This window comes from Streptomyces sp. NPDC017520 (genome assembly GCF_044329855.1).
Classification (GTDB): Bacteria; Actinomycetota; Actinomycetes; order Streptomycetales; family Streptomycetaceae; genus Streptomyces.
This window is the reverse complement of record NZ_JBIRKB010000003.1, coordinates 458,323-478,975: the sequence shown is the minus strand read 5'-3', so window position 1 is coordinate 478,975 and position 20,653 is coordinate 458,323. Positions and strand designations below refer to the sequence as shown.

16 protein-coding genes, 1 tRNA gene and 1 pseudogene are annotated in these 20,653 nt (G+C 73.3%); 9 read left to right on the top strand and 9 right to left on the bottom strand.

The features are described 5' to 3' along the window. Positions 1-9: 9 nt before the first annotated feature. On the bottom strand, positions 10-261 hold the full coding sequence (locus ACH4KB_RS10030; RefSeq protein ID WP_398065423.1) for a DUF397 domain-containing protein: 252 nt from the start codon (positions 259-261) through the stop codon (positions 10-12). Then, a complete protein-coding gene (locus ACH4KB_RS10025; protein WP_398065421.1) occupies positions 261-1,082 on the bottom strand; it encodes a Scr1 family TA system antitoxin-like transcriptional regulator in 822 nt (273 codons plus the stop codon). The genes ACH4KB_RS10030 and ACH4KB_RS10025 overlap by 1 nt, the downstream gene beginning before the upstream one ends. Positions 1,083-1,160: 78 nt before the next feature. On the opposite strand from ACH4KB_RS10025, the gene ACH4KB_RS10020 reads away from it, so the two are divergent. After that, positions 1,161-1,577 carry a hypothetical protein gene (locus ACH4KB_RS10020; RefSeq protein ID WP_398065419.1) on the top strand — a complete coding sequence of 139 codons (417 nt, stop codon included), beginning with the start codon at positions 1,161-1,163 and terminating at the stop codon, positions 1,575-1,577. Between the two features lie 212 nt (positions 1,578-1,789). Here the strand turns inward: ACH4KB_RS10020 and ACH4KB_RS10015 are convergent, their stop codons facing one another. From ACH4KB_RS10015 to ACH4KB_RS10000, 4 genes are all read right to left on the bottom strand, one after another. Beyond that, positions 1,790-2,020: a hypothetical protein gene (locus ACH4KB_RS10015; protein ID WP_398065417.1), complete on the bottom strand. Its 231-nt coding sequence runs from the start codon at positions 2,018-2,020 to the stop codon at positions 1,790-1,792. A gap of 248 nt (positions 2,021-2,268) precedes the next feature. After that, a complete protein-coding gene (locus ACH4KB_RS10010) occupies positions 2,269-2,916 on the bottom strand; it encodes a GNAT family N-acetyltransferase (RefSeq protein ID WP_398065415.1) in 648 nt (215 codons plus the stop codon). Between the two features lie 242 nt (positions 2,917-3,158). Next, positions 3,159-3,638 (bottom strand): Zn-ribbon domain-containing OB-fold protein, encoded by a 480-nt coding sequence (locus tag ACH4KB_RS10005; RefSeq protein WP_398065413.1) that lies wholly within the window; start codon positions 3,636-3,638, stop codon positions 3,159-3,161. Then, positions 3,635-4,087, bottom strand: coding sequence for a DoxX family protein (locus ACH4KB_RS10000; protein WP_398065411.1), 453 nt, complete (start codon positions 4,085-4,087; stop codon positions 3,635-3,637). Before ACH4KB_RS10000 ends, ACH4KB_RS10005 begins: the two co-directional genes overlap by 4 nt. 254 nt (positions 4,088-4,341) lie before the next feature. On the opposite strand from ACH4KB_RS10000, the gene ACH4KB_RS09995 reads away from it, so the two are divergent. The 4 genes from ACH4KB_RS09995 (at position 4,342) to ACH4KB_RS09980 (ending at position 10,261) form a co-directional block, all read left to right on the top strand. Continuing rightward, complete coding sequence (locus ACH4KB_RS09995) at positions 4,342-6,210, top strand: NAD(P)/FAD-dependent oxidoreductase (RefSeq protein WP_398065409.1); 1,869 nt, start codon at positions 4,342-4,344, stop codon at positions 6,208-6,210. 14 nt (positions 6,211-6,224) lie between these two features. Next, positions 6,225-7,064, top strand: coding sequence for a class I SAM-dependent methyltransferase (locus tag ACH4KB_RS09990; protein ID WP_398065407.1), 840 nt, complete (start codon positions 6,225-6,227; stop codon positions 7,062-7,064). A 139-nt stretch (positions 7,065-7,203) separates the two neighbouring features. Next, a complete protein-coding gene (locus tag ACH4KB_RS09985) occupies positions 7,204-8,979 on the top strand; it encodes a hypothetical protein (RefSeq protein ID WP_398065405.1) in 1,776 nt (591 codons plus the stop codon). Between the two features lie 88 nt (positions 8,980-9,067). Beyond that, a complete protein-coding gene (locus ACH4KB_RS09980) occupies positions 9,068-10,261 on the top strand; it encodes a flavin-containing monooxygenase (RefSeq protein WP_398065403.1) in 1,194 nt (397 codons plus the stop codon). 219 nt (positions 10,262-10,480) lie between these two features. Here ACH4KB_RS09980 and ACH4KB_RS09975 read toward each other — a convergent pair whose 3' ends face one another. Further along, positions 10,481-12,112, bottom strand: a complete 1,632-nt coding sequence (locus ACH4KB_RS09975; protein ID WP_398065401.1) for an MFS transporter — start codon at positions 12,110-12,112, stop codon at positions 10,481-10,483. A 104-nt stretch (positions 12,113-12,216) separates the two neighbouring features. On the opposite strand from ACH4KB_RS09975, the gene ACH4KB_RS09970 reads away from it, so the two are divergent. The 3 genes and pseudogenes from ACH4KB_RS09970 to ACH4KB_RS09960 all read left to right on the top strand — a co-directional run. Then, positions 12,217-15,240: a BTAD domain-containing putative transcriptional regulator gene (locus ACH4KB_RS09970; protein WP_398065399.1), complete on the top strand. Its 3,024-nt coding sequence runs from the start codon at positions 12,217-12,219 to the stop codon at positions 15,238-15,240. A gap of 115 nt (positions 15,241-15,355) precedes the next feature. Further along, positions 15,356-15,829 carry a carboxymuconolactone decarboxylase family protein gene (locus ACH4KB_RS09965; RefSeq protein ID WP_398065397.1) on the top strand — a complete coding sequence of 158 codons (474 nt, stop codon included), beginning with the start codon at positions 15,356-15,358 and terminating at the stop codon, positions 15,827-15,829. Positions 15,830-15,922: 93 nt separating this feature from the next. Continuing rightward, positions 15,923-16,502, top strand: a pseudogene (locus ACH4KB_RS09960) (AraC family transcriptional regulator); the annotation flags it as partial. Positions 16,503-17,037: 535 nt separating this feature from the next. Here ACH4KB_RS09960 and ACH4KB_RS09955 read toward each other — a convergent pair. Both ACH4KB_RS09955 and ACH4KB_RS09950 read right to left on the bottom strand, forming a co-directional pair. Beyond that, positions 17,038-17,904: an NAD(P)H-binding protein gene (locus ACH4KB_RS09955; RefSeq protein ID WP_398065395.1), complete on the bottom strand. Its 867-nt coding sequence runs from the start codon at positions 17,902-17,904 to the stop codon at positions 17,038-17,040. 156 nt (positions 17,905-18,060) lie between these two features. Then, positions 18,061-18,134 (bottom strand) — tRNA-Met (locus ACH4KB_RS09950). 203 nt (positions 18,135-18,337) lie between these two features. Between ACH4KB_RS09950 and ACH4KB_RS09945 the strand changes: the two genes are divergently transcribed. Next, the gene (locus ACH4KB_RS09945) at positions 18,338-20,566 is read left to right on the top strand and encodes an acetate--CoA ligase family protein (protein WP_398065393.1); all 2,229 of its coding nucleotides are present in this window, start codon (positions 18,338-18,340) and stop codon (positions 20,564-20,566) included. Positions 20,567-20,653: the final 87 nt, after the last annotated feature.

Sequence of the window (20,653 nt, the reverse complement as noted above, 5' to 3'; positions counted from 1 at the left end):
CGTCGAGCCTCAGCCGTTGACGGTGGTGGCGTGGTCCAGGAACGTGCTCCAGGCGGCCGGGGCGACGGCGAAGGTGGGCCCGTCGGTGACCTTGGAGTCGCGGACGTGGACGGTGTGGGGGCAGGTGGCGACCTCCACGCAGGCAGCGCCCTCGTTGTTGCTGTAGCTGGACTTGTGCCAGTCGTAGGCGACTTCGATGCACTCGCCGCCTTCGTTGTTGCTGTAACTGGACTTGAACCAGAACAGTTCGGGTCCGGTCATCACAGTTCCGCCACCTTCTTCTCCATGAGCTCCGCAGACTCCCAGGGGTTGAGCGCCTGCGCCCGCAGGGTGCCGAAGAGGTCGAAGAGGTCGCTGACCCGCTCGGGCTTGGAGATCAACATAGTGCCCCCTTGCCCCTCCTGATAGACGAGGTGGCGCCCTTCCTCCGTGGCCATCAACTTCATGGGCCCATTCAGACCGGCATGGGTGTGGCGGCGCGTCGGCATCACCTGAACCGTCAGGTGGTTCATCGTTCGCATGCACTCCAGCAGGTGCCGGAGCTGCTCCTTGAGCACCCCCTCGCCGCCGAGGGGACGTTCCAGGATCGCTTCCTCGATGACGTACCCCACGCGTGGCGGCGTCTTCCGGCTCAACACCGCACCGCGCTCCATCCGGGCTTCGACGTGCCGCACGATCTCCTGCTCCGTGTACGCCGGTACTCGCGCCTCGTACAGTGCCCGGGCGTATGCCTCGGTCTGAAGCAAGCCCGGGATCACCATCGTCTCGTAGGCACTGATGACCCTCGCAAGCCTCTCCAGCCGTACCCAGTCCAGGATCTTCGCGGGGTACTTCTCCTCGTCCACCAGCTCCCCGCACGCCTCCAGCGCCCCGCCCGCCGCGAACGCCCGCTCGGCGTCCGACAGCAGGTCACGCGACGGGATGCGCTCCGCCCGCTCGACCGCGCCCATCAGGGATTCCGAGATCAGCAGCTGGTCCGCCGCCGCCTTCTGCGTGAGCCCGGCCCGTACCCGGTGGATACGGATCAGCTCTCCCACGAGCCGCCGTCCGTGTGTCAGCTCGCCACTCGTCCCCACAGCCATCACCACCCTCCCCACATCACATCGATGTGGACCGTGTCCTGCTGGTCACGCTACGCAGTCGGCGAGATGCTCGGGGCCATGACGAGCAAGAAACACCCCGAATGGGTACCCACCGCCGGGCACCAACTGCACCTCTCCGGTATCTACTTCGACGCCATCCGGCTCCGGGGCGTCCGGGGCGAGGCCGTGCTCCAGCACCTGGTCACGCTGACGGAGGGCGAGCCGGGTCCTGTCGTGCGGGAGCTTGCGGGGGCGCGGTGGACGTACTTCCTGATCCCGCCGGGCGCCAGCGAGGGGTACGACTGGCCGCCCGGCGCGAAGTGCTTCGGACCGGCCGCGCGCGACCAGTGGGTGGGCATTCCCGCCCCGGACGGCAACACGTATCCGCTGAGCTGGCGGTGCGGGGCGCCGGAGGAGGACGAGTTCGTGGACGCGGAGCTGCTGCACGGGTTGGTGCTGGCGCAGTTGGCCCCGGCGGCGGCGGAGCACGGGTGAGCGAGGAGGGCGGGTGAGCACCGTGCATGCGGCTCGGGCCGTGGCCCGGGGGCGCCCAGCCCCGGCGTAGGTGATCCAGCAGGTAGCGCGGGCAGCATCGACGGGATACCAGATACGCCCGCTGCCGGTCACTTCGATCTGCCACTGCTCACAGGTCTGCTCCCTGTGCGTCCCGTGTGCCAACCACCCTGCAATCCAGCCGCACTTCGTGATCAGGTGACGAGCCTGCGCTCGCAGTGGCTGTGGAAAGCCCGTCCCTGGTGCGTCCGGCGCCCTATCGACCAGTGGAGGATCTGGGCGAGTGAGCGTGGCTGGTCAGGGATCAGCGCGTTCATCAGGTGGCGGATCTCGTTGGCGGTCAGGCCGATCGGTACGCGGCCGGGTTCTGCGGGAGCCGTCGTGGCTTCGGCCATCAGAAAGGCCAGGACGCCCAGGGCAGCCATGGCCAGGGCGATGTGGCGGTGCCAGCAAGTGGGAGTGCCGGACCTGGTAGTGGTTGAGTCCTACCTGTCCCTTGGCGGCTTGGAAGCACTCCTCGATTGACCAGCGCACCCCGGCGACGAGCACGAGGGTCAACAGCGGCGTCGGTTGCGGGGTGAAGCACAGACAGAACGCGCGCTCGCCGGTGGCGGTGTCATGGCGGACCAGCAGTTGGCGGCGGGTGCCGTCGCCGTCCAGGGCGTCCGGCCGACTAGGAGACGGCGGGCGCTTCCAGGCACAGGCTGGCCATGGGCGAGCGGGCAGTCCAACCGAGGGTGGAGTAGAGGGCGCGGCCCTCGGAGCTGGCGACGAGGACGCCTGTGGTGGCGCCGGCGGCGTGGGCGGCGTTCTGAAGGGTGCGCATGATCAGGCCGCCAAGGCCGCGGCGGCGGTGGCCGGGGTCGGTCTCGATCTGGTCGGGGACGGCGATGGTCCTGGTGACGGCGATCTGGCCGCGGGCGGCGAAGTGCCCGTCGCGGGTGCGCACCAGGACGCGGGTGACGCCGGCGCGCGTCCAGGAGGTGAGGGTGTATCCAGCGGTGGGGAGAGGATCTTCCGCGGTGAGGGGCGCGGTCATCAGGTGGGACGGGGCGTCGAGCCGCCATTGGGAGTCCAGCCAGGGCCGCACCGTGGCGTCGTCGGCGAACAGCTTCAGCCAGGTGCCGGGCGCGCTGGTGGCATCGGCGATCTTGCGGACGTCGACCTCGGCGGGCACGGGCAGGACGTGCCGGGCCACGTGGCCCACCATGCCGACATCGATGCTCCAGCCCCAGTGCTCGGCGACCGGGTCGGCCGTGCCTCGGGAGAGCGTCCAGCCGTCGAGCCACATCCGGACGAGTTCGTCGATCGCGGCGTCCAACACCGCTCACCCCCGCACGTAATGATCCATGGCGATGATGGAACCTTACATTGGGTGCGCATACACGGCCAGACCAGCCGTATAGTTCTCGCCTGACGTCGGTTCAGGCGCAGGCCTGCACCAAGAGCGAGCCCGCCACAGCCACAGCCACAGCCAGTTCCCGGCGCTCATGACTTTGAAACTGCTTCGAAAGTCCCTTTGTCTCCATTCACCATTCAAGGGACCCGATGCGCGCTCGGAGGTCAGCCCCGGGGCCGGAAAATCACCACCCGGGGCCGGAACACCGCCACAGCCTCCCCGGCCTCTCCTGTTCCCACCTCCGCGCCCCGGAACGTGACCGTCAGCCCCATCCCGATCCGGAGGCCGTCGTGCGCGCACTCCACGATCTCCGTCATCATCCGGGGGCCCTCGGCGAGGTCGACGACGGCCGCGACGTACGGGACGCGGGAGCCGAAGGGCGGCAGGTCGTTGCGGTGGACGACGGACCAGGTGTAGAGGGTGGCCTCCCCGCTCGCGCGCTCCCACCTGACGTCCCCGCTCCAGCAGTACGGGCAGAACTCGCGCGGGTAGTGGTGGGCCCGGCCGCATCCGCCGCAGCGGCGCAGGAGCAGGTGCCCTTCCGCCGCCGCGTCCCAGTAGGGGCGGGTGAAGGCGTCCGGCTCCGGGAGGTCGAAGCGCGGGGCGGCCGACGCACGGCCGTGCGGCGTTCCGTTCTGGCTCACAGGAACAGCCCGAACGCCGCGTCCAGGGACCAGGTCTGCCAGGCCATGGCGAACAGGGCCACCAGGGAGATCAGCGCCATCATCGCGTTCTGTCCCTGCTCGGCCCAGTCGTGGATCATCAGGACCAGGTAGAGCAGGTTGAGGAGAAGACCGGCGACCAGGGCGACCGGGGTCAGGAAGCCCGCCACCAGGCCGAGACCGAGGGCCAGTTCCGCGTGGACGACGATGTACGCCATCGCCTTCGGGCGCGGTTCGACGATCCGTTGGAAGCCCGTGCGCACCACGCCCCAGCGGTGCTTGCCCGCGACGTCCGCCGCCCAGGCGATGCCCGTGCCGCGCTCGAACCAGCCCTTCTTGTCCTTGTGCCGCCAGCTCTCCAGCCACCACAGGCCGAGGCCTATGCGCAGGACGGCGAGCCATTCGGCGCCGCTGAGCCAGATCGTCTGCATCAGGCCTCCGGAGGGTGGTTTCTGACGGTACGTCAGTTCAGCGGATTCGGCGGCCCGGCGCAAGAGGGAGGTGGGGTGTCACGTGCCGGGAGCATGTGGGGGCGCTGCTCGGCGTCGGCTGCGGCCTGCCGCGCGGGAGGCCCGCCGCCGGGATTCCGAGACGTAGTACGGCGTAAATCCGGCCACCGGACCCCCTCGGCGTTTCGCCGCCCGACCGGTTGGAAACTGACCAACCAGCCTGCCGAGGAGGCCCCTTGCTGGTTCTGCTGGATCATCCAGTGCCGACCTCCGTCGAGCCGCTGCTGCGCGGCGACCACGTACTGCACCGCCCCACGCTGGGGGCTCGGCCGGGTGCCCTCCGCGGGCGGGCGCTGGCCCGGGACCGGCCGGACGTCCTGCTCACCCGGTCCATACCCGCGGCCGCCGAGACGGCCGCCTGGGGTGCGGCGGCCGGCGAGCGCCCTCTCCTCGTCGTCCTCCTGGACCGGGCGGCCGGACCGGGCGGGGCACGCAGGAGCGCCGCGCGCGTCCACCGCCCGTCCGCCCGCCGATTACCGGGGCCCGGACCGGTCGGATCCCGGTTGCGCGTGACCGCGTGCCCGTCGGCCGGGGCGGCCGAGCCCCCGGCGGACCTCTACGCACGGGCGCTCGCCACGGCCGAACGCCGCTTTCTGGCCGAGCGGGTCGGCCCGGTGCTCGCCGGGCACCTCGGCGCCGTCCGGCCGGAAGCGGCCTCGGTCGTCCTGGTGGGCGCCGGCGTGGTGAACCTGCTGACCGGACTGCGGCTGCTCCGGGCCGGTCACCGCGTGAGCTTCTACGACAGCGGCCCCGACCCCCGGTCCGACGCGCCGTGGACGTCCTTCGGATGCAGCCGGGGCGGCGGCGACGCCCGGATGTTCACGCTCACCGAGGCCGACGGTTACTTCGCGAGCCCCGGAGGCGGGCCCCCGCCCTTCATCCGGCCGGTGAAGGACCAGGGCTGGGGCCTGGCCGACCTGGCCCGCCTCGGACCGGCGGAGAGGGCCTGGACCGAGGACAACGCCCGGGTGCCCGGCTGGCTGGCCCGGTCCTTCACCGAGGACGTCCTGGGCTACAACCTCGCGTCCGACCGGCTGTGGCGGGAGCTCCGGCACGACTCCCCGGAGCTGTTCCAGGGAGTCGGCCTGCGGGAGGGCATCCTGCGGATCTACAGCGATCAGAACGTGCTGGAAGCCCATGTGGCGCGTCAACGCTCCCTCGCCGACCGGGACTTCGAGGTCCTGTCCGCCGACCGGATCAGCGCCCGCCACCCGGCGCTGGCCGCGGCGCACCGGGCGGGGGCCTTCGTCGGCGGCATCGAGGTGAACGGGTTCACCGTGCAGGTGCACCGGTTCCTCGGCGCCTTGGCCGACGCGGCCGAGCGGGCGGGCGCGGTCTTCCACTGGGGGCGGCCTGTGGACGCCCTCGTCCCGGGCGAGGGCGGCGCGCCGGACGGGATCAGCTGCCGCGACGGCGAGACGGTCCGCGCCGACCACTACGTCGTCTCCCCCGGCGCCTACGGGGAGGCGCTGCTGCGCGGCACCGCCTCCGCCGGGCTGATCCACGGAATGGTCGGCGCCTGGCTCACCCTCCCCGATCCCGGCCGGGGGCTGAGGAACTCCCTGAAGATCACGAGGAGCGGGCACACGGCGGCCGACGCCAACGTCACCGTCACCCAGGGGCCGGACGGCCGCTCCTTCCTCACCGTCGGATCGGGCTACGGCTGGACCGGCGCCGACCCGGACAACCTCGATCCGACGCAACTCGACGCGCTCTACGCGGCGGTCGACGACACGGCCTCCTCCTTCTTCCCCGACGCGTTCGACGCGGCCCGGCGATCCGGCCTGCTGGAGCGGAGCAGAAGGTACTGCGTGCGGCCCTGGACCGCTTCGAGCCTTCCGGTCTTCGAGACCGTGAGGACCGCCGGAGGCGGGCTTCTCCTCATCACCGGCGGTCACAACACGGGCGGATTCGCCCAGGCCCCCGTGACCGCCGAGGCGGTGGCGGCGGCACTGCGCGGGGAAAGCCACCCGATGCACTTCGACTATCACCCGAATCGACTCCGTATGTTCTACGGACAAAAGGATGCGAGGCTCCCGGAATGACGGACGCTCCCCGAATGACGGACGAAGAAACCGTGGACGGCACGTCGGCATGGCAGCAGCGAGGCAGTTCCTTCGGTGACGGGGTCGACGCCTACGAAACCACCCGGCCGGGATATCCCGTCGAGAGCGTCCGGTGGATCCTGGGGACCGAACCGCGGGACGTGCTGGACCTCGGCGCGGGCACCGGACTGCTCACCCGGGTCCTGGCAGCCGAGGGCCACCGGACCCGGGCGGTCGAGCCGGACGAGGCGATGCGCGCCCGCATCACCGCCACCGCCCCGGGGGCCGAGGCCCTGGCCGGCAGCGCCGAGAGCATCCCGCTGCCCGACGCCAGCCTGGACGCGGTGCTGGTCAGCCACGCCTACCACTGGTTCGACCCCGCCCCCGCCCACGCCGAGATGGCGCGCGTACTGCGCCCCGGCGGAGTCCTGGCGACCCTCTGGAACCTCCGCGACGAAGAGGTCCCCTGGTCGGCGGCGCTGTCCGGGATCCTCGCCGACGAGGACACCGGGACCGACCCGCGCACCCCCGCGGCGATCATGCTGCACGGCGCGCTGAAGGCGCTGCGCACCCAGGACACCGAGTGGCTCACCGGCTGGCTGCGCGATCCCACGTTCGGGCCGGAGTTCGGGGCCGTCGAACAGGGCTTCTTCCCGCACTCCGAGCCGAAGACGATCGATTCCCTCGTCACGCTCATAAAATCACGGTCGTACTACCTGACGTCCTCTCCGGAACGCCGCCGGGAAATCGAGGAACGCATACGTGAACTCGCCGCCGTGCACCCGGAACTGAAAAGCGGCAACACCTTCGAGCTACCCTACGTAACGGTGGTATTCACCACGGTCCGCAACTGACGGACCGCTCCGAAAACCGGGAAAACCGGGAATCCGGAACCCTCGAACGTCCCGGAACGCAAAGGAAACCGGAACGCAAAGGAAACCGGGAAACCGGAGCACGGGACAACCGGAAACGTCATCGCCGAAAGGGAACACGGTGCTCTCACCCGTCGCCGCGTCCGTCTGCTCCGCACGAGACGGCGGAAAGGCACGCTGGGAAGGCTTCTTCACCGGACACCGGGTCTGGGACGGGACACGCGTCGCGGAGAGCGCCAAACGGCTTCTCGGCATGGACACCGCGGCCGTGGCGAGGGCCGCCGGCGAGGTGGTGCGCCCCTACCGGGCCCAGCCGGGCAGCACCGCCCCCTCGCTCCTGCTGCACACGACCACCCCCCTGCTCAAGGCGTTCGACGGGGACCTGGCCGCTCTGCTGAGCGGCCAGGAACCCCACGACGTGACCACGTACGTCGAAGCCAGGTCGGTGTATCTGGGGACCCCCGACGACCTCACTCTGGGCCGTACCGCGCCCTGGGCCGAGGCCGCGGCGCTCCGGGGCGTCCCCGCCGTCGACATCGGCGACCTGGACCACTACTACCTGACCCACGCCCTGCTGCTGATGGCGGAGGCCCACGAGGAGGGGGCCGACACCCCCCTGCGCCACGTCATCGACTGGCTGCGCGACCGGCCCGACGCGGTGGTCCGGCTGTACGCGCTGGACGTGGAGACCCAGATCTTCCTGCTCTGGCTGCTCCGCAGGACCGGGCTGGCCGAGCTGGCCACGGACGCCAACAGCCCGGCGGTCGCCACCGAATGGAACCGGAAGAACCACATCCACCCCACAGTGGCCGCCGCCCGCGCGATGCCCGCGGCCGCGCTGGAACTGCCCCCCGAGGAGCTGCTCGCCGCCGAGCAGCGGCTCGGCCGGGCCCACCAGCGGCTGGGGCTGGCCGTCCCGGTACTCCCGGGCTACACGATCGCCCGGACCGGCGTCGACCGGGACGCCTTCGTGGCCGGCGTGCTCGACGCGGCCTCGCTGCTCCGCACCCGTTACGGCCTGGACCGGGCCGCGCTCAAGCCCGCCGACGCGGGCGACGGGGCGCGCATCGTGGGCAACCTGGACCTCGCCGACACCGACCGGCTGGCCGCGGAGGCCCGGACCGCGCACGCGGTCGGCGACGATCACCTCCTGGAGGCCTGGGTCACCTTCCTCACCGTCTCCCTGGGCGACGGGGAGGCCGAGCCAGGCTCCTCGCGGACCGGCTCCCCCGAGCCCGGCTCCCCGGCAACGGGCTCCCCGCACCCCGGCTCACCGGCGGCCCGCCGCGTCCCGGTCGTGCCGTCCGGGCACATCCGCCACGGGCAGGTCGCCGAAGGGCTGACCCTCCAGATGCTGGACGGCTACTCCTGGCGGGGCAACGACTACGTCGACGAGGCCGGCTGGACCGCTCTCGGGCTGCCCCGGGACGCGTACCGGACCATCCGCGCCGCACTGGAGGCCGTCCGCGCGGCCTTCCAGGGCCCGGAGAGCGTCGCGGACGGGAGCCACGGCGGGCTGGTCACCGGCGGCATCGACTTCGCCGTGGGCCGACTCGGCGGCGCGTTCGGCGACCGACTCCTCGTCGGAGCGATCGACTTCAACCTCTCCGCACACGGCGCCGAGAGCCTGCGCACCTTCCGGGACCGCGCCCGGGAGCAGGGGATCGACGAGCCGTACGCGGCGACCCGTGTCTTCCTGCCGCCGGCGGACCGGACGCTCCATCAGATGACCGCGACCGCCAGGTCCAGGGCGGTGCCCGGCGCGCTGCTGGAGGCGGTGGCCTGCGTACCGCGACGGTGGGCCATGGTCGCCGCGACCGGCACCGGACCGGCCGTCGCCGCCGCCCGGGCCGAGGCGCTGGCAGCGGCTCTGACCGCCCCCGGCCCCCGGCCGTGACCGACCGGCCCCCGCCCGTGATCGATTCGCAATCGATTTCGCTCATGACCGAGACCCATCAACGGAACGGACGATTACGCTCCGAACCATGCCCAACAGCCCGTCCCCCACAGGCAGTGACGCCGCCGCCCTCACCGACCGTACGGACGACCGTCCCGTCTACGTGATCGGCGGCGGCCCCGGAGGCCTCGCCGCCGCCGCCGCGCTGCGCGCCCGGGGCGTACGGACCGTGGTGCTGGAGAAGTCGGACCGGGTCGCCGCGTCCTGGCGCGGCCACTACGACCGGCTGCGCCTGCACACGACCCGCCGCTGGTCGGCGCTGCCGGGGCTGCGCATGCCCCGCGGGTTCGGGCGCTGGGTGGGCCGGGACGACGTGGTGCGGTATCTGGAGAAGTACACCGAGCACCACGGGCTGGAAGTGGTCACGGGCGTCGAGGTGACGAGGATCGACCGGGCCCCCGACGGCTCCGGCGACTGGCAGCTCACGGCGACGGGCGGACGGGTTCTGCGGGGCCGTGCGGTGGTCGTCGCCACCGGCTTCAACCACACCCCGCGCATCCCCGACTGGCCGGGCCGCGACACGTTCACGGGCGAACTGCTGCACGCGGCGGCGTACCGCGCCCCGGCCCCGTACGCCGGCCGGGACGTCCTGGTCGTCGGCATCGGCAACACGGGCGCGGAGATCGCAGCGGACCTCGCGGAGGGCGGCGCTTCCCGGGTGCGCGTCGCGGTCCGGACGGTCCCGCACATCGTCCGCCGCTCCACCGCGGGCTGGCCGGCCCAGGCCACCGGCATCCTGGTCCGCCGGCTCCCGGTACGGCTCGTCGACGGCGCGGGGGCCGTGATGTGCCGGATAGCCGTGCCCGACCTGGCCGCCCAGGGCCTCCCCCGCCCCGCCACCGGCCTGTACTCCCGGGTCCGCCAGGGCGCGATCCCGGTCCAGGACGTCGGGTTGATCGACGCGGTCAGGTCCGGCGCGGTCACCCCGGTGGCGACGGTCGCCTCCTTCGACAGGGACACCGTGGTCCTGGCCGACGGCACCCGCCTCACTCCGGACGCCGTCATCGCCGCCACCGGCTACGACCGCGCGCTGGAGCCGCTGCTCGGCCACCTGGACGTCCTGGACGGGCGGGGCCGCCCGGTCGCCCACGGCGGACGCTCACCGAAGGGCGCCCCGGGGCTCTACTTCACCGGCTTCACCAACCCGATCAGCGGGATGCTCCGCGAAATGGCCCTGGACGCCGAGAAGATCGCGAAGAGAGTGGCCCGGGCGTCGCGCTGAGGACCGGACGCCCCGCGTGGCCGAGCCACGTGGCCGACCCGCGTGGCCGAGGTCCCGAAGCCCCGCGTGACGTACGCCGAGCTGAGGTCCCCAAGCCCCGCGTGGCCGACCCGCGTGACCGAGCCACGTGGCCGACCCGCGTGGCCGAGGTCCCGAAGCCCCGCGTGACGTACGCCGTGGGGCGAGGGTGGCCCCGGGCGAAGGCTGGCCCCGCCCCGGTCAGACCTCCGACAGGGCCGATGCCGCCGGGCCGTCCCCGCCGGTCCCCGGGCCGTCCCCGCCGGTCCCCGGGCCGTCCCCGCCGGTCCCCGGGCCGTCCTCGCCGGTCTCCGGCACGTCGTCGCCGCCGATGACGCCGACGCGCCGCAGCACGACGGCGGACAGGAACGAGAGCAGCAGGGTGCACGCCGCGGCGACGACCATCGCGGTGTTCATCCCGGAGGTAGCCGCTTCCTTGGCGTGGTCGAGCCAGCCGGCGGGCATCCGCTGTGCCGAGGAGACCGCGCCGGCGAGGCTGTCGCCCGCGACGTCGGCCACCTCGGACGGGACACCGGCGGGCATCGCGTCGTCGATCCGGTCGCGGTAGACCGCGGTGGCCAGGCTGCCCAGGACCGCCACCCCCAGCGCGAGTCCCAGCTCCTGCACGGTCTCCGACATCGCCGAGGCCGAGCCCGCCTTCTCCGTCGGCGCGGCGCCGACCACCAGGTCCGTGCCCAGGGCCGCGATCGCCCCGAGCCCGAGGTAGACGAGGCCGAAACCGGTCACCATCAGGGCGACGCCGTCCGAGGCGTCCACCAGGGCGAGCAGCACGTAACCGACCGTGGACAGCGCCAGGGTGGCCGCCACCACGATTCCCGGCGGCACCCGGCGGGCCACCAGGGGCGACCCGATCGCCGCCAGGAACATCAGCAGGGCCGGCGGCCCCATCCACAGGCCCGCCTCGACGGGGGGCAGCCCCTCCACGAACTGGAGCTGCTGGGTGATCAGCAGCATCGAGCCGCCGACGCCGACGAGACCCACGAGCAGCACGCTCAGCGCGGCGCTGAACGTCCGGTCGGCGAACAGGCCCACGTCCAGCAGCGGGTTCGCCAGCCCCGCCTGGCGGCGGACGAACAGCACCGCGAAGACCGCGCCGATCAGCGCGGCGGCGATCGTGGGCACGTCGAAGCCGTCCTCGGCGAACCGCTTCACCGCGTAGACCACCGGCAGGATCGCGGTCAGCGACAGCGCGACGCCGAGCAGATCGAACGGGCCGGTCCGCGGCGCCCGGTACTCCGGGATCAGGACCGGAGCGGCCACGAGCAGCACGATCGCGACCGGGACCGCGAGGAGGAACACCGAACCCCACCAGAAGTGGTCCAGCATCACGCCGCCGACCACCGGCCCGAGCGCCATGCCGAGCGCGAAGCTCGTCGCCCAGACCCCGATGGCCAGGGAGCGCTGCCGCTGATCGGCGAACATGTTGCTGATCAGGGCCAGCGTGGACGGCATCAGGGTGGCCCCGGCGATCCCCAGGGCGGCACGCGCGACGATCAGCAGCTCGGCGCTGGTGGACCAGGCCGCCAGCACCGAGACGGCCCCGAAGGCCGCGGCTCCGATCATCAGCAGCTTGCGGCGGCCGATCCGGTCTCCCAGCGTGCCCATGGTGAGCAGGAATCCGGCGATCAGGAAGCCGTAGGCGTCCATGATCCACAGCTCCTGGGTGCCGGACGGCCGCAGGTCCTCCGCCAGCGAGGGGAGAGCCAGGTACAGCACGGTGACGTCGAGGCCCAGCAGCACGGTGGGCAAGGAGAGGACGGCCAGTCCTCCCCACTCCCGGGCACCCGCTCCGCGTACGGTCGTCATGGTCATGGAACTCCCCTGCGTTTCGCGTCTCGGCAACGTGCACGCGCCACACTGCCGACCCCCGCGCACGGTTTCCTGACGGTCGTCGGGACAGCCCTTAGACTCCGGTCATGCGTTACGGGGTGCTCGGCCCGCTGGCCGTCTGGGACGCCGGGGGGCGGCCGGTCAGGGTTCCCGAAGCCAAGGTCCGCGCCCTGCTGGCGAGCCTGCTCGTCCACGGCGGCGGGCCGGTGCCGGCTGACCGCCTGATCGAGGACCTGTGGCCGAGCTGCCCACCGGGCGGGGCGGCCAACACGCTCCAGACCAAGGTCTCCCAGCTGCGCCGGGTGCTGGGCCGGGAGCGGGTGGTCCGTGAGCCCGCCGGCTACCGGCTGCTGCTCACGGACGCCGGGGCCGACAGGAACGACAGGAACGACAGGAACGACAGGAACAACGGGAACAACGGGAACAACGGGAACAACGTGGTCGGCACGGTCGACGCCCTGGAGTTCGAGGAGCTGGCCGAGCGCGCCCGCGCCCACCGGGAACCGGCGGTGCAGGCCGACCTGTTCGCCGAAGCGCTCGCGCTGTGGCGGGGCCCGGCCTACGCCGATGTGGCCGAGTTCCTGTTCGCCCGCGGCGAGATCACGCGGCTGGAGGAGCTGCGCCTCAACGTCGTCGAGGACCACGCCGAGGCGCGCCTCGCCCGGGGCGAGCACACGGCGCTGGCGGCGGAGCTGGGGACACTCGTGGGACGCCACCCGCTGCGCGAGCGGCTACGCATGGCCCATATGCGCGCCCTGTACCGGGCCGGGCGACAGGGCGACGCCCTGCGGAGCTTCCAGGACCTGCGGCGGCAACTCGCCGAGGAGCTGGGGGCGTCGCCCGGTCCGGAAGCCTCCGCGCTGCACGAGGCGATCCTGCGCCAGGAGACGCGACTGGCCACGCCCGCGGTCGGATCGCTGTCGTGCCGTACCAACCTGCCCGCCCCGCTCACCCCGCTGATCGGCCGGCGCGAGGCAGCCGCTCGGGTCCTGGCCCGGCTGGACCCCGGTGCGGACGCCCGTCTCGTCACCCTCACCGGTCTCGGCGGAGTGGGCAAGACCCGGCTCGCGGTCGCCGCGGCGCACGAGGCCTCCGGCCGGTTCGCCGACGGGGTGTGGCTGGTCGAACTGGCCGGCCTGGGCGCGACCTCGGCCCCGGACGACATCGCCGAACGGGTCATCACGACCCTGGGGTTGTGCGACACCGCGGCGACGGAGCCGGATCTGGACGATCTGGTGGGCTGGCTGTGCCGGGCGGTGGCCGACAGGAAGTTGCTGATCCTGCTGGACAACTGCGAGCACCTCGTCGAGCCGGTCGCCGTGCTCGCGGGCGCCGTGCTGTCGGCCGTGCCGTCGGCACACCTCCTGCTCACCAGCCAGGAACCCCTCGACATCCCCGGCGAGGTGGTGCACCCGGTACCGCCGCTGACACTGCCGGAACACACCGATCCACCGGCGATCGCCCGGGCCGGCGCCGTCGAGCTGTTCGTGCGGCGGGCCGCGGCGGCCGCGCCCGGCTTCGTCCTCGACACGGACAACGCGGAGGCCGTCACCACCATCTGCCGTCGCCTCGACGGCATTCCGCTCGCCCTGGAACTCGTGGCGTCCCGGCTGCGGACACTGAGCCCGCACGAACTGGCCGCCCGGCTGGACGACCGGTTCGCCCGGCCCGACGCCCGGGTACGCGGACTCCCCGACCGCCAGCGGACGTTGCGGGGCATGCTCGACTGGAGCTGGCAGCTGCTGACCGAGGACGAGCGCACCGTGCTGCGACGCCTGGTCGTGCACGCCGACGGCTGCGTCATGGCGTCCGCCCAGGCGGTCTGCGCCGACGCCGGCCTGGACGCCGGGCGGGTCCCCGACCTGTTGTCCCGGCTGGTGGACCGCTCGCTGGTGGTCCGTGAGGGAGACCGGTTCCGGCTGCTCGAATCCGTGGCCGCCTACTGCGCCGAACGACTGGCGGAGGCCGGCGAGGAGACCGCCGTACGCGCCCGGTTCGTCACCCACTGCGCCGAGCTGGCCGAGCGGGAGAGCGAACGGCTGCGCGGCCCGGACCAGCGGCGCTGCCTGGAGCGCCTCGACGCGGAGACCGTCAACCTGCGCCGCGCCCTGGACCTCGCGGTCGCCCGGGACGCCGCCGGGTACGCGGTACGGCTGGTGAACGCGCAGGCGTGGTACTGGTTCCTGCGCGGCCGTCTCACCGAGGCCCGCAGGTCGTTCCGGGCGGCGCTGGCCGCCGGGGGCGAGGCCGCCCCTGCCGCGCGCGTGGCGGCGCGGGCCTGGCTGGCCGGTATGGAGCTGCGCATCTCGGGGGCCGGTACGGAGCCGCGCACCTCGGAGGCCGGTACGGAGCCGCGCACCTCGGAGGCCGGTACGGAGCCGCGCACCTCGGAGGCCGGTACGGAACTGCGCACCTCGGAGGCCGGTACGGCAGCGGCCCCGGCGGGCGAGGACCCCACCGCCGGCGTCGAGGACCCGGTGCTGAGAGCCCGGTTGCAGTGGTTCGTCGGCACCGGGCTGACCGGCGGCGGCCACCACCGCGAGGGGCGGCGGCTGGTGGAGGCGGGCCTGGCCGGCGCACGCGCCGCCGGGGACCACTGGGGCGAGGCCGCGGCGCTGGTCGAGCTGGCGAGCCACGCCCCGGGCCGGGAGGCGTCCGCGGAGCTGGGCGCGGCGCTGTTCGTGGAGGCCGGCGACCGCTGGGGCAGGCTGCGGGCCGCCCGGGCCCTGGCGCTCGCGGCCGAACGCCGGGGCGACGGCGTACGGGCGGAACGACTGCACCGGGAAGGTCTCCTGATGGCCGAGGAGCTCGGCCTGTGGACCGAGGTCGTCGAGGCACTGACCTGGCTCGGCAGGGCCGCGCTGGCGGGCGGCAGCGCCGAGCGGGCGACGGAGCTGTACGGGCGCGCGCGGTCCGTGTCGGCCGAGCGCGCCTACAGCGCGGGCGAGATCCGTGCCGAGATCGGCCTGGGACACGCGGCACGGCTCCGCGGCGACCGGGACGCCGCCAGGCACCACCTGAACCGGGCACGGGCCAAGAGCCACGCCTCGGGCCATGCCGTCCGCGCCGAGGCCGCCCTGGCGGAGCTGAACCCCCTGCCCCGGGCGTGAGGGCCTCCCACCCCCTCCGGGTGACGCCCGTCACTCTCCTCCCCCGGATGTCACATCCTCGGGGCTTGTTCCGTCCTGTGTGTGTAGCCAGTGACGACAGCAGAGGGAGCACACCATGAACCCCCGACTCAACGCCTTCGCCAGCCCGGTCACGGGCAAGCTCGTGAAGCACCTGGTCTCGGCGAGCAAGATCGTCGAGGACACGACGCTGCCCGCCGTGACGCAGGAGCTGGTGAAGATCCGCGCGAGCCAGATCAACGGCTGCGGCGGCTGCCTGGACATGCACACCAAGGAAGCCGCCGCGGCCGGGGAGACCTCGCTGCGCCTGAACCTGATCGCCGCGTGGCGGGAGGCCACCGTCTTCACCGACGCCGAGCGCGCCGCGCTGGAGCTGACGGAGCAGGGCACCCGCATCGCGGACGCGGCGGGCGGGGTCCCGGACGACGTCTGGGCGAACGCCGCCAAGCACTACGACGAGGAGCAGCTCCTCGCTCTCGTCTCGCTGATCGCGCTGATCAACACCTTCAACCGGCTGAACGTCATGCTCCAGTACCCGGCCGGCGGCTACCAGGTGGGGCAGTCCGCGTAACGGACCCACGGACCGGGTGGGCCGGGCCTGCGGGCCGGGCCTACGCCCACACCCCCGTGGCCGCGATGCGCCGCGCCCACGGTTCCAGGTCGGCGGCCTCCCGTGCCCCAGCGGCTCCTCCAGGCGCTCCCGCCCGCCCTCGGGGTGCCCGACGAGCAGGACTGCGGGCCGCTGCGCGACTTCCTGGAGGGGCAGAGGGCGGCGGGCGGCCGGGCGAACAGATCGTGCTCGACCGGCTGCTGGACTGGTTGCTGGTGTGCACGCTGCGCGACTGGTTCGACCGGCCGGAGGCGGATCGGCCGGGGTGTACGGGGCGCTCGGCGACCAGGTGACGGGGCCGGCCCTCCGGGCGATGCACGCGGACCCGGCGCATCCCTGGACGACGGCGGAGCCGGCGGTCCGGGCCGGGGTCTCCCGGACGACCCTGGCGAAGCGGTTCACCGAGCTGGTCGGGGAGGGCCCGGTGGCCTGTCTGACCGCCTGGCGGATGACGCTCGCGGCCGACCTGCTGCCCCGCCCGGAGCTGACGGTGGCGGCCGTGGCCCGGCGGGTCGGCTACGCGGACGCGTTCGGCTTCAGCGCGGCGTTCAAGCGGCTGCGCGGCGAGAGCCCGACCGCGTTCCGGCGCGCGGCGGCGCCCGCCGACCCGGTGGGGACGGCCGCCCCGGCGGGGTGCGCCGCCCCCGGGACCTCTCCGGGGGACGGCCGCCCTGGCGGGGTGCGCCGCCCCCGGGACCGCTCCGGCGGGGTGAGTCGCCCCGACGGGGTGAGCCGCCCCACGGGGTGAGCCGCCCCACGGGGTGGGCCGCCCCGGCGGGGTGAGCCGCCCCACGGGGTGGGCAGCCCCGACGGGGTGAGCCGCCCCACGGGGTGGGCAGCCCCGACGGGGTGAGCCGCTCCCGGGACCGCTCCGGCCGGGTAGCCCAGGGGGCGTCGCCAGTCGTTTCGGTAGAACCCCGCCTTGACCATGAAGCCCAGCGGCCAGGGCGCGGCCATGAACGCGGCGAAGTACGTACCGCCCCCGTCCGGGACACGGCAGCCCCTGGCGTCCCCGTCGCACCCCACGGCCATCAGTCCTGCCAGGCCCCAGCCGAACCACAGCGCCAGCCCGGCCGTCAGAACGGCTCCACCCAGCACGCATGTGCGAAGGATACGAACCGCCGGTCACCGTCATGCCCGAACGGGGATCGGCCCGGGCACCGCAGGGCTCAGCCCCAGACGCCCCGCGCCGCCGCGTCCCGGACGAATTCGGTGAAGTCGCGCGGCTCCCGGCCGAGCGCCCGGCGCACCCCGTCCAGCACGGGCGCCTCCCCGCTCGTGATGATCGGGTACAGCGCGTCGGTCCAGAGGCCGGCCTCCACCTCCGGGAAGCCCCGGGCGACGAGCCCGGTCCGGAAGGCGTCCGTGTCGACGCGGACGTACGCGGCGCGCTTCCCGGTCTCCTTCGCGATCTCGTCCAGGACGTCCTCGATGTCGAGAGCGCGGGGGCCCGAGAGCCCGTACACCTGGCCCGCGTGACCGTCCTCGGTGAGCGCGGCGACGGCGACGTCCGCGATGTCGTCGGCATCCACGAACGCGGCCCTTCCGTCCCCGGTCGGCAGGGCCAGTTCGCCGCCGCGCACGCCGTCGAGGAAGACGCCCTCGCTGAAGTTCTGGGCGAACCAGCCGGGCCGCAGGATCGTCCAGGTCACCCCGGAGGCGCGTACGGCCCGCTCGCCCTCGCCGTGCGGGCCGCCGTTCTCGTACCCGGGGCCGAAGAAGCCGGGCACGTCCACGCCCCGGGCCGAAAGCAGCACCAGCCGCCGCACCCCGCTCGCGACGGCCTGTTCGACGAAGGCGGGTGTCGGGGAGGGGGAGGCGTCGAGCGGGGTGATGTAGACGGCGGCGGCCCCGTCCAGGGCGGCCGCCCAGGTGGCGGGGTCCGCCCAGTCGAACGGGGTGTCGCCGGACCGCGAGGCCGCACGGGTCTCCACTCCCAGACCACGGAGGCGGGCCACCACCCGGCGGCCGGTCTTGCCGGTGCCGCCGATCACGAGTACGGGTTCCTGCGCGGAGGTCGTGTCTTTCCGAATCATGGCACCAGCCTCGCCCGGCGGGGCGGCCCACGCCCATGGCTCAGTGACCGGTAAGGATGTTCGAGCGTACGGCCGAGGGGGTGCTCCGGCGTTCCGCCGGGGAACACGACCGAGGCCCGGATCCACAGGGATCCGGGCCTCGGTCGTGTTCTTCAGTAGCGGGGACAGGATTTGAACCTGCGACCTCTGGGTTATGAGCCCAGCGAGCTACCGAGCTGCTCCACCCCGCGTCGGTAAACACCACTCTACGCCACGGAATGCCTCTCCGTGACCACGAGAGGCTCCGCCCGCACAGCGGTCCGGTGCTCGCACGAGCCTTTGCCTGCACACCCATTCCTGACGAAGCGTCAGTTCAGTAACCTGACAATGTGTCAGCTAACCGGCCGGTCCCGCCTGTTCAGCGGTGGGCCATCGAGCAGGAGTGGGCGGAACGATGCTTGGATCGACTCACGGCACCCTCACCACCGACTTCCGTGCCCGGGTGGTGGCCTGCGGCGAGGAGCCGCACGCCGCCGTCGTCAGCCTTCCGACGGCCTCGGCCCGGGGCGGCCTCGACGTCAGCGGGCGACCACTGCACCTGACCGTGCCCGACCTGGACCGCTTCTTCCGGCCCCGGTCCGTGGCCGTCGTCGGCGCCTCGGACGCCGAGGGCCGCCCCAACACCGGCATCACCCGGCAGCTCATCGCCTGGGCCGACCGGGTCGGGGCCCGGCTGCACCCGGTGCACCCGACCCGTCCGGCCGTGTTCGGCCGGGACTGCTTCCCCTCGGTCGCCGACGTGCCCGGGCCGGTCGACCTCGCGGTCCTGCTGGTCGCTGACCCGCTCCCGGTGATCGAGGAGCTGGGCGAGGCCAAGGTGCCCTTCGCCGTCGCCTTCGCCTCCGGGTTCGCCGAGACCGGGGAGGCGGGCGCGGAGGCCCAGACCCGGCTGGCGGCGGCCGTGGAGCGCTCCGGGCTGCGCCTGCTCGGGCCGAACACCAACCTGAACGCCTTCGAGAGGTTCCGGGATGACCTGGAAGGTCCCGCCATCGCCCTGATCACCCAGTCCGGGCACCAGGGCCGCCCGCTCCACGCCCTCCAGGAGCTGGGTATCCGGCTCTCCCACTGGGCCCCCACGGGCAACGAGGCCGATCTGGAGACCGCCGACTTCCTCGCGTACTTCGCCCAGCTCCCCGAGGTCGGGGCCATCGCCTGTTACGTCGAGGGGCTCAGGGACGGCCGTTCCTTCCTGCTCGCCGCCGACCGGGCCGCCCGTGCCAAGGTCCCCGTCGTCGCCGTCAAGGTGGGCCGCACGGAGGCCGGGGCCAGAACCGCCGCCTCGCACACCGGCAAGCTGACCGGGGCGGACGACGTGGTGGACGCGGCGATGCGGCAGTTCGGGGTGATCCGGGTGGACGGCCTGGACGAACTCCAGGACACCGCAGCCCTGTTGGCCCGCGCCCGGCCACCGCGGGCCGAGGGGGTCGCCGTGTACTCGATCTCCGGCGGCACCGGCGCGCACTTCGCGGACCTGGCGACGGCGGCGGGGCTCTCGCTGCCCACCCTGTCGCCGGAGAAGCAGGACGAGCTGCACACCTGGATACCCGGCTACCTGAACGTCGCCAACCCCATCGACAACGGCGGCCATCCGGTCGGCGACCGGCGCGGCCGGAAGATCATCGACGCGATTCTCGCGGACCCGTCGGTCGGGGTGCTGATCTGCCCCATCACCGGCCCCTTCCCCCCGATGAGCGACCGGCTCGCCCAGGACCTGGCGGACGCGGCGGAGGCCACGGAGAAGCTGGTCTGCGTGGTCTGGGGCTCCCCCGTCGGGACCGAGGACGCCTACCGCACCACCCTGCTGGGCTCCTCCCGGCTCGCCACTTTCCGTACGTCTCGCAACTGCGTCACCGCTGTGAAGGCCTATCTGGACCACCACCGCTTCACCGACCGCTACCGCTCCCCCTTCGATGACGCCCCGCGCACCCCGTCGCCCTCCTTCCGCAAGGCGCAGGGGCTGCTGCGGCCGGGGCAGCAGCTCAGCGAGCACGCGGCGAAGCAGCTGCTGCGCGCGTACGGGATCCGGGTGCCGCGCGAGCAGTTGGTGACCAGCGCGGCGGCGGCGGTCCGGGCGGCCGGCCCGGTCGGCTACCCGGTGGTGATGAAGGCCTCGGGGCCCCGGCTCGCCCACAAGACGGAGCTGGGCCTGGTGAAGGTCGGCCTCACATCGGCCAGCCAGGTCCGCGACGCCTACCGCGAGCTGACCGACATCGCCCGTTACGAGTCCGTGGACCTGGACGGCATCCTGGTCTGCCAGCTGATCGACCGGGGCGTCGAGATGATGGTCGGGGTGACCCACGACGCGCTCTTCGGCCCGACCGTCACGGTGGGGCTCGGCGGGGTCCTGGTGGAGGTGCTGCACGACGCGGCGGTCCGGGTGCCGCCGTTCGGCGAGCAGGAGGCCCGGGACATGCTCGGCGAGCTGCGCGGCCGGGCCCTGCTGGAGGGGGTGCGCGGCGGGCCCCCCGTCGATGTGGACGCCCTCGTCGAGGTGGTGCTGCGGGTCCAGCGCATGGCCCTGGAGCTGGGCGACGACCTGACCGAGCTGGACATCAACCCGCTGGTGGTGCTGGGTCACGGGCAGGGCGCGGTGGCCCTGGACGCACTGGCGGTGTGCCGGTGAGCGGGGAGGCGGCGGAGGCCGCCCCCAAGGAGACCGCCCCCAAGGAGACCGCCCCCCAGGACGTCGCTGGCCCGGAGGCCGCCGGCC

Bases quoted from the DNA above. Each gene is read 5' to 3' on its own strand.
- ACH4KB_RS09945 (WP_398065393.1), top strand. From the start codon at position 18,338: ATGCTTGGATCGACTCACGGCACCCTCACCACCGACTTCCGTGCCCGG.
- ACH4KB_RS09990 (WP_398065407.1), top strand. From the start codon at position 6,225: ATGACGGACGAAGAAACCGTGGACGGCACGTCGGCATGGCAGCAGCGA.
- ACH4KB_RS10015 (WP_398065417.1), bottom strand. From the start codon at position 2,020: ATGGCTGCCCTGGGCGTCCTGGCCTTTCTGATGGCCGAAGCCACGACG.
- ACH4KB_RS09975 (WP_398065401.1), bottom strand. From the start codon at position 12,112: ATGACCATGACGACCGTACGCGGAGCGGGTGCCCGGGAGTGGGGAGGA.
- ACH4KB_RS10025 (WP_398065421.1), bottom strand. From the start codon at position 1,082: ATGGCTGTGGGGACGAGTGGCGAGCTGACACACGGACGGCGGCTCGTG.
- ACH4KB_RS09965 (WP_398065397.1), top strand. From the start codon at position 15,356: ATGAACCCCCGACTCAACGCCTTCGCCAGCCCGGTCACGGGCAAGCTC.
- ACH4KB_RS10000 (WP_398065411.1), bottom strand. From the start codon at position 4,087: ATGCAGACGATCTGGCTCAGCGGCGCCGAATGGCTCGCCGTCCTGCGC.
- ACH4KB_RS10020 (WP_398065419.1), top strand. From the start codon at position 1,161: ATGACGAGCAAGAAACACCCCGAATGGGTACCCACCGCCGGGCACCAA.
- ACH4KB_RS09955 (WP_398065395.1), bottom strand. From the start codon at position 17,904: ATGATTCGGAAAGACACGACCTCCGCGCAGGAACCCGTACTCGTGATC.
- ACH4KB_RS09980 (WP_398065403.1), top strand. From the start codon at position 9,068: ATGCCCAACAGCCCGTCCCCCACAGGCAGTGACGCCGCCGCCCTCACC.
- ACH4KB_RS09970 (WP_398065399.1), top strand. From the start codon at position 12,217: ATGCGTTACGGGGTGCTCGGCCCGCTGGCCGTCTGGGACGCCGGGGGG.
- ACH4KB_RS10030 (WP_398065423.1), bottom strand. From the start codon at position 261: ATGACCGGACCCGAACTGTTCTGGTTCAAGTCCAGTTACAGCAACAAC.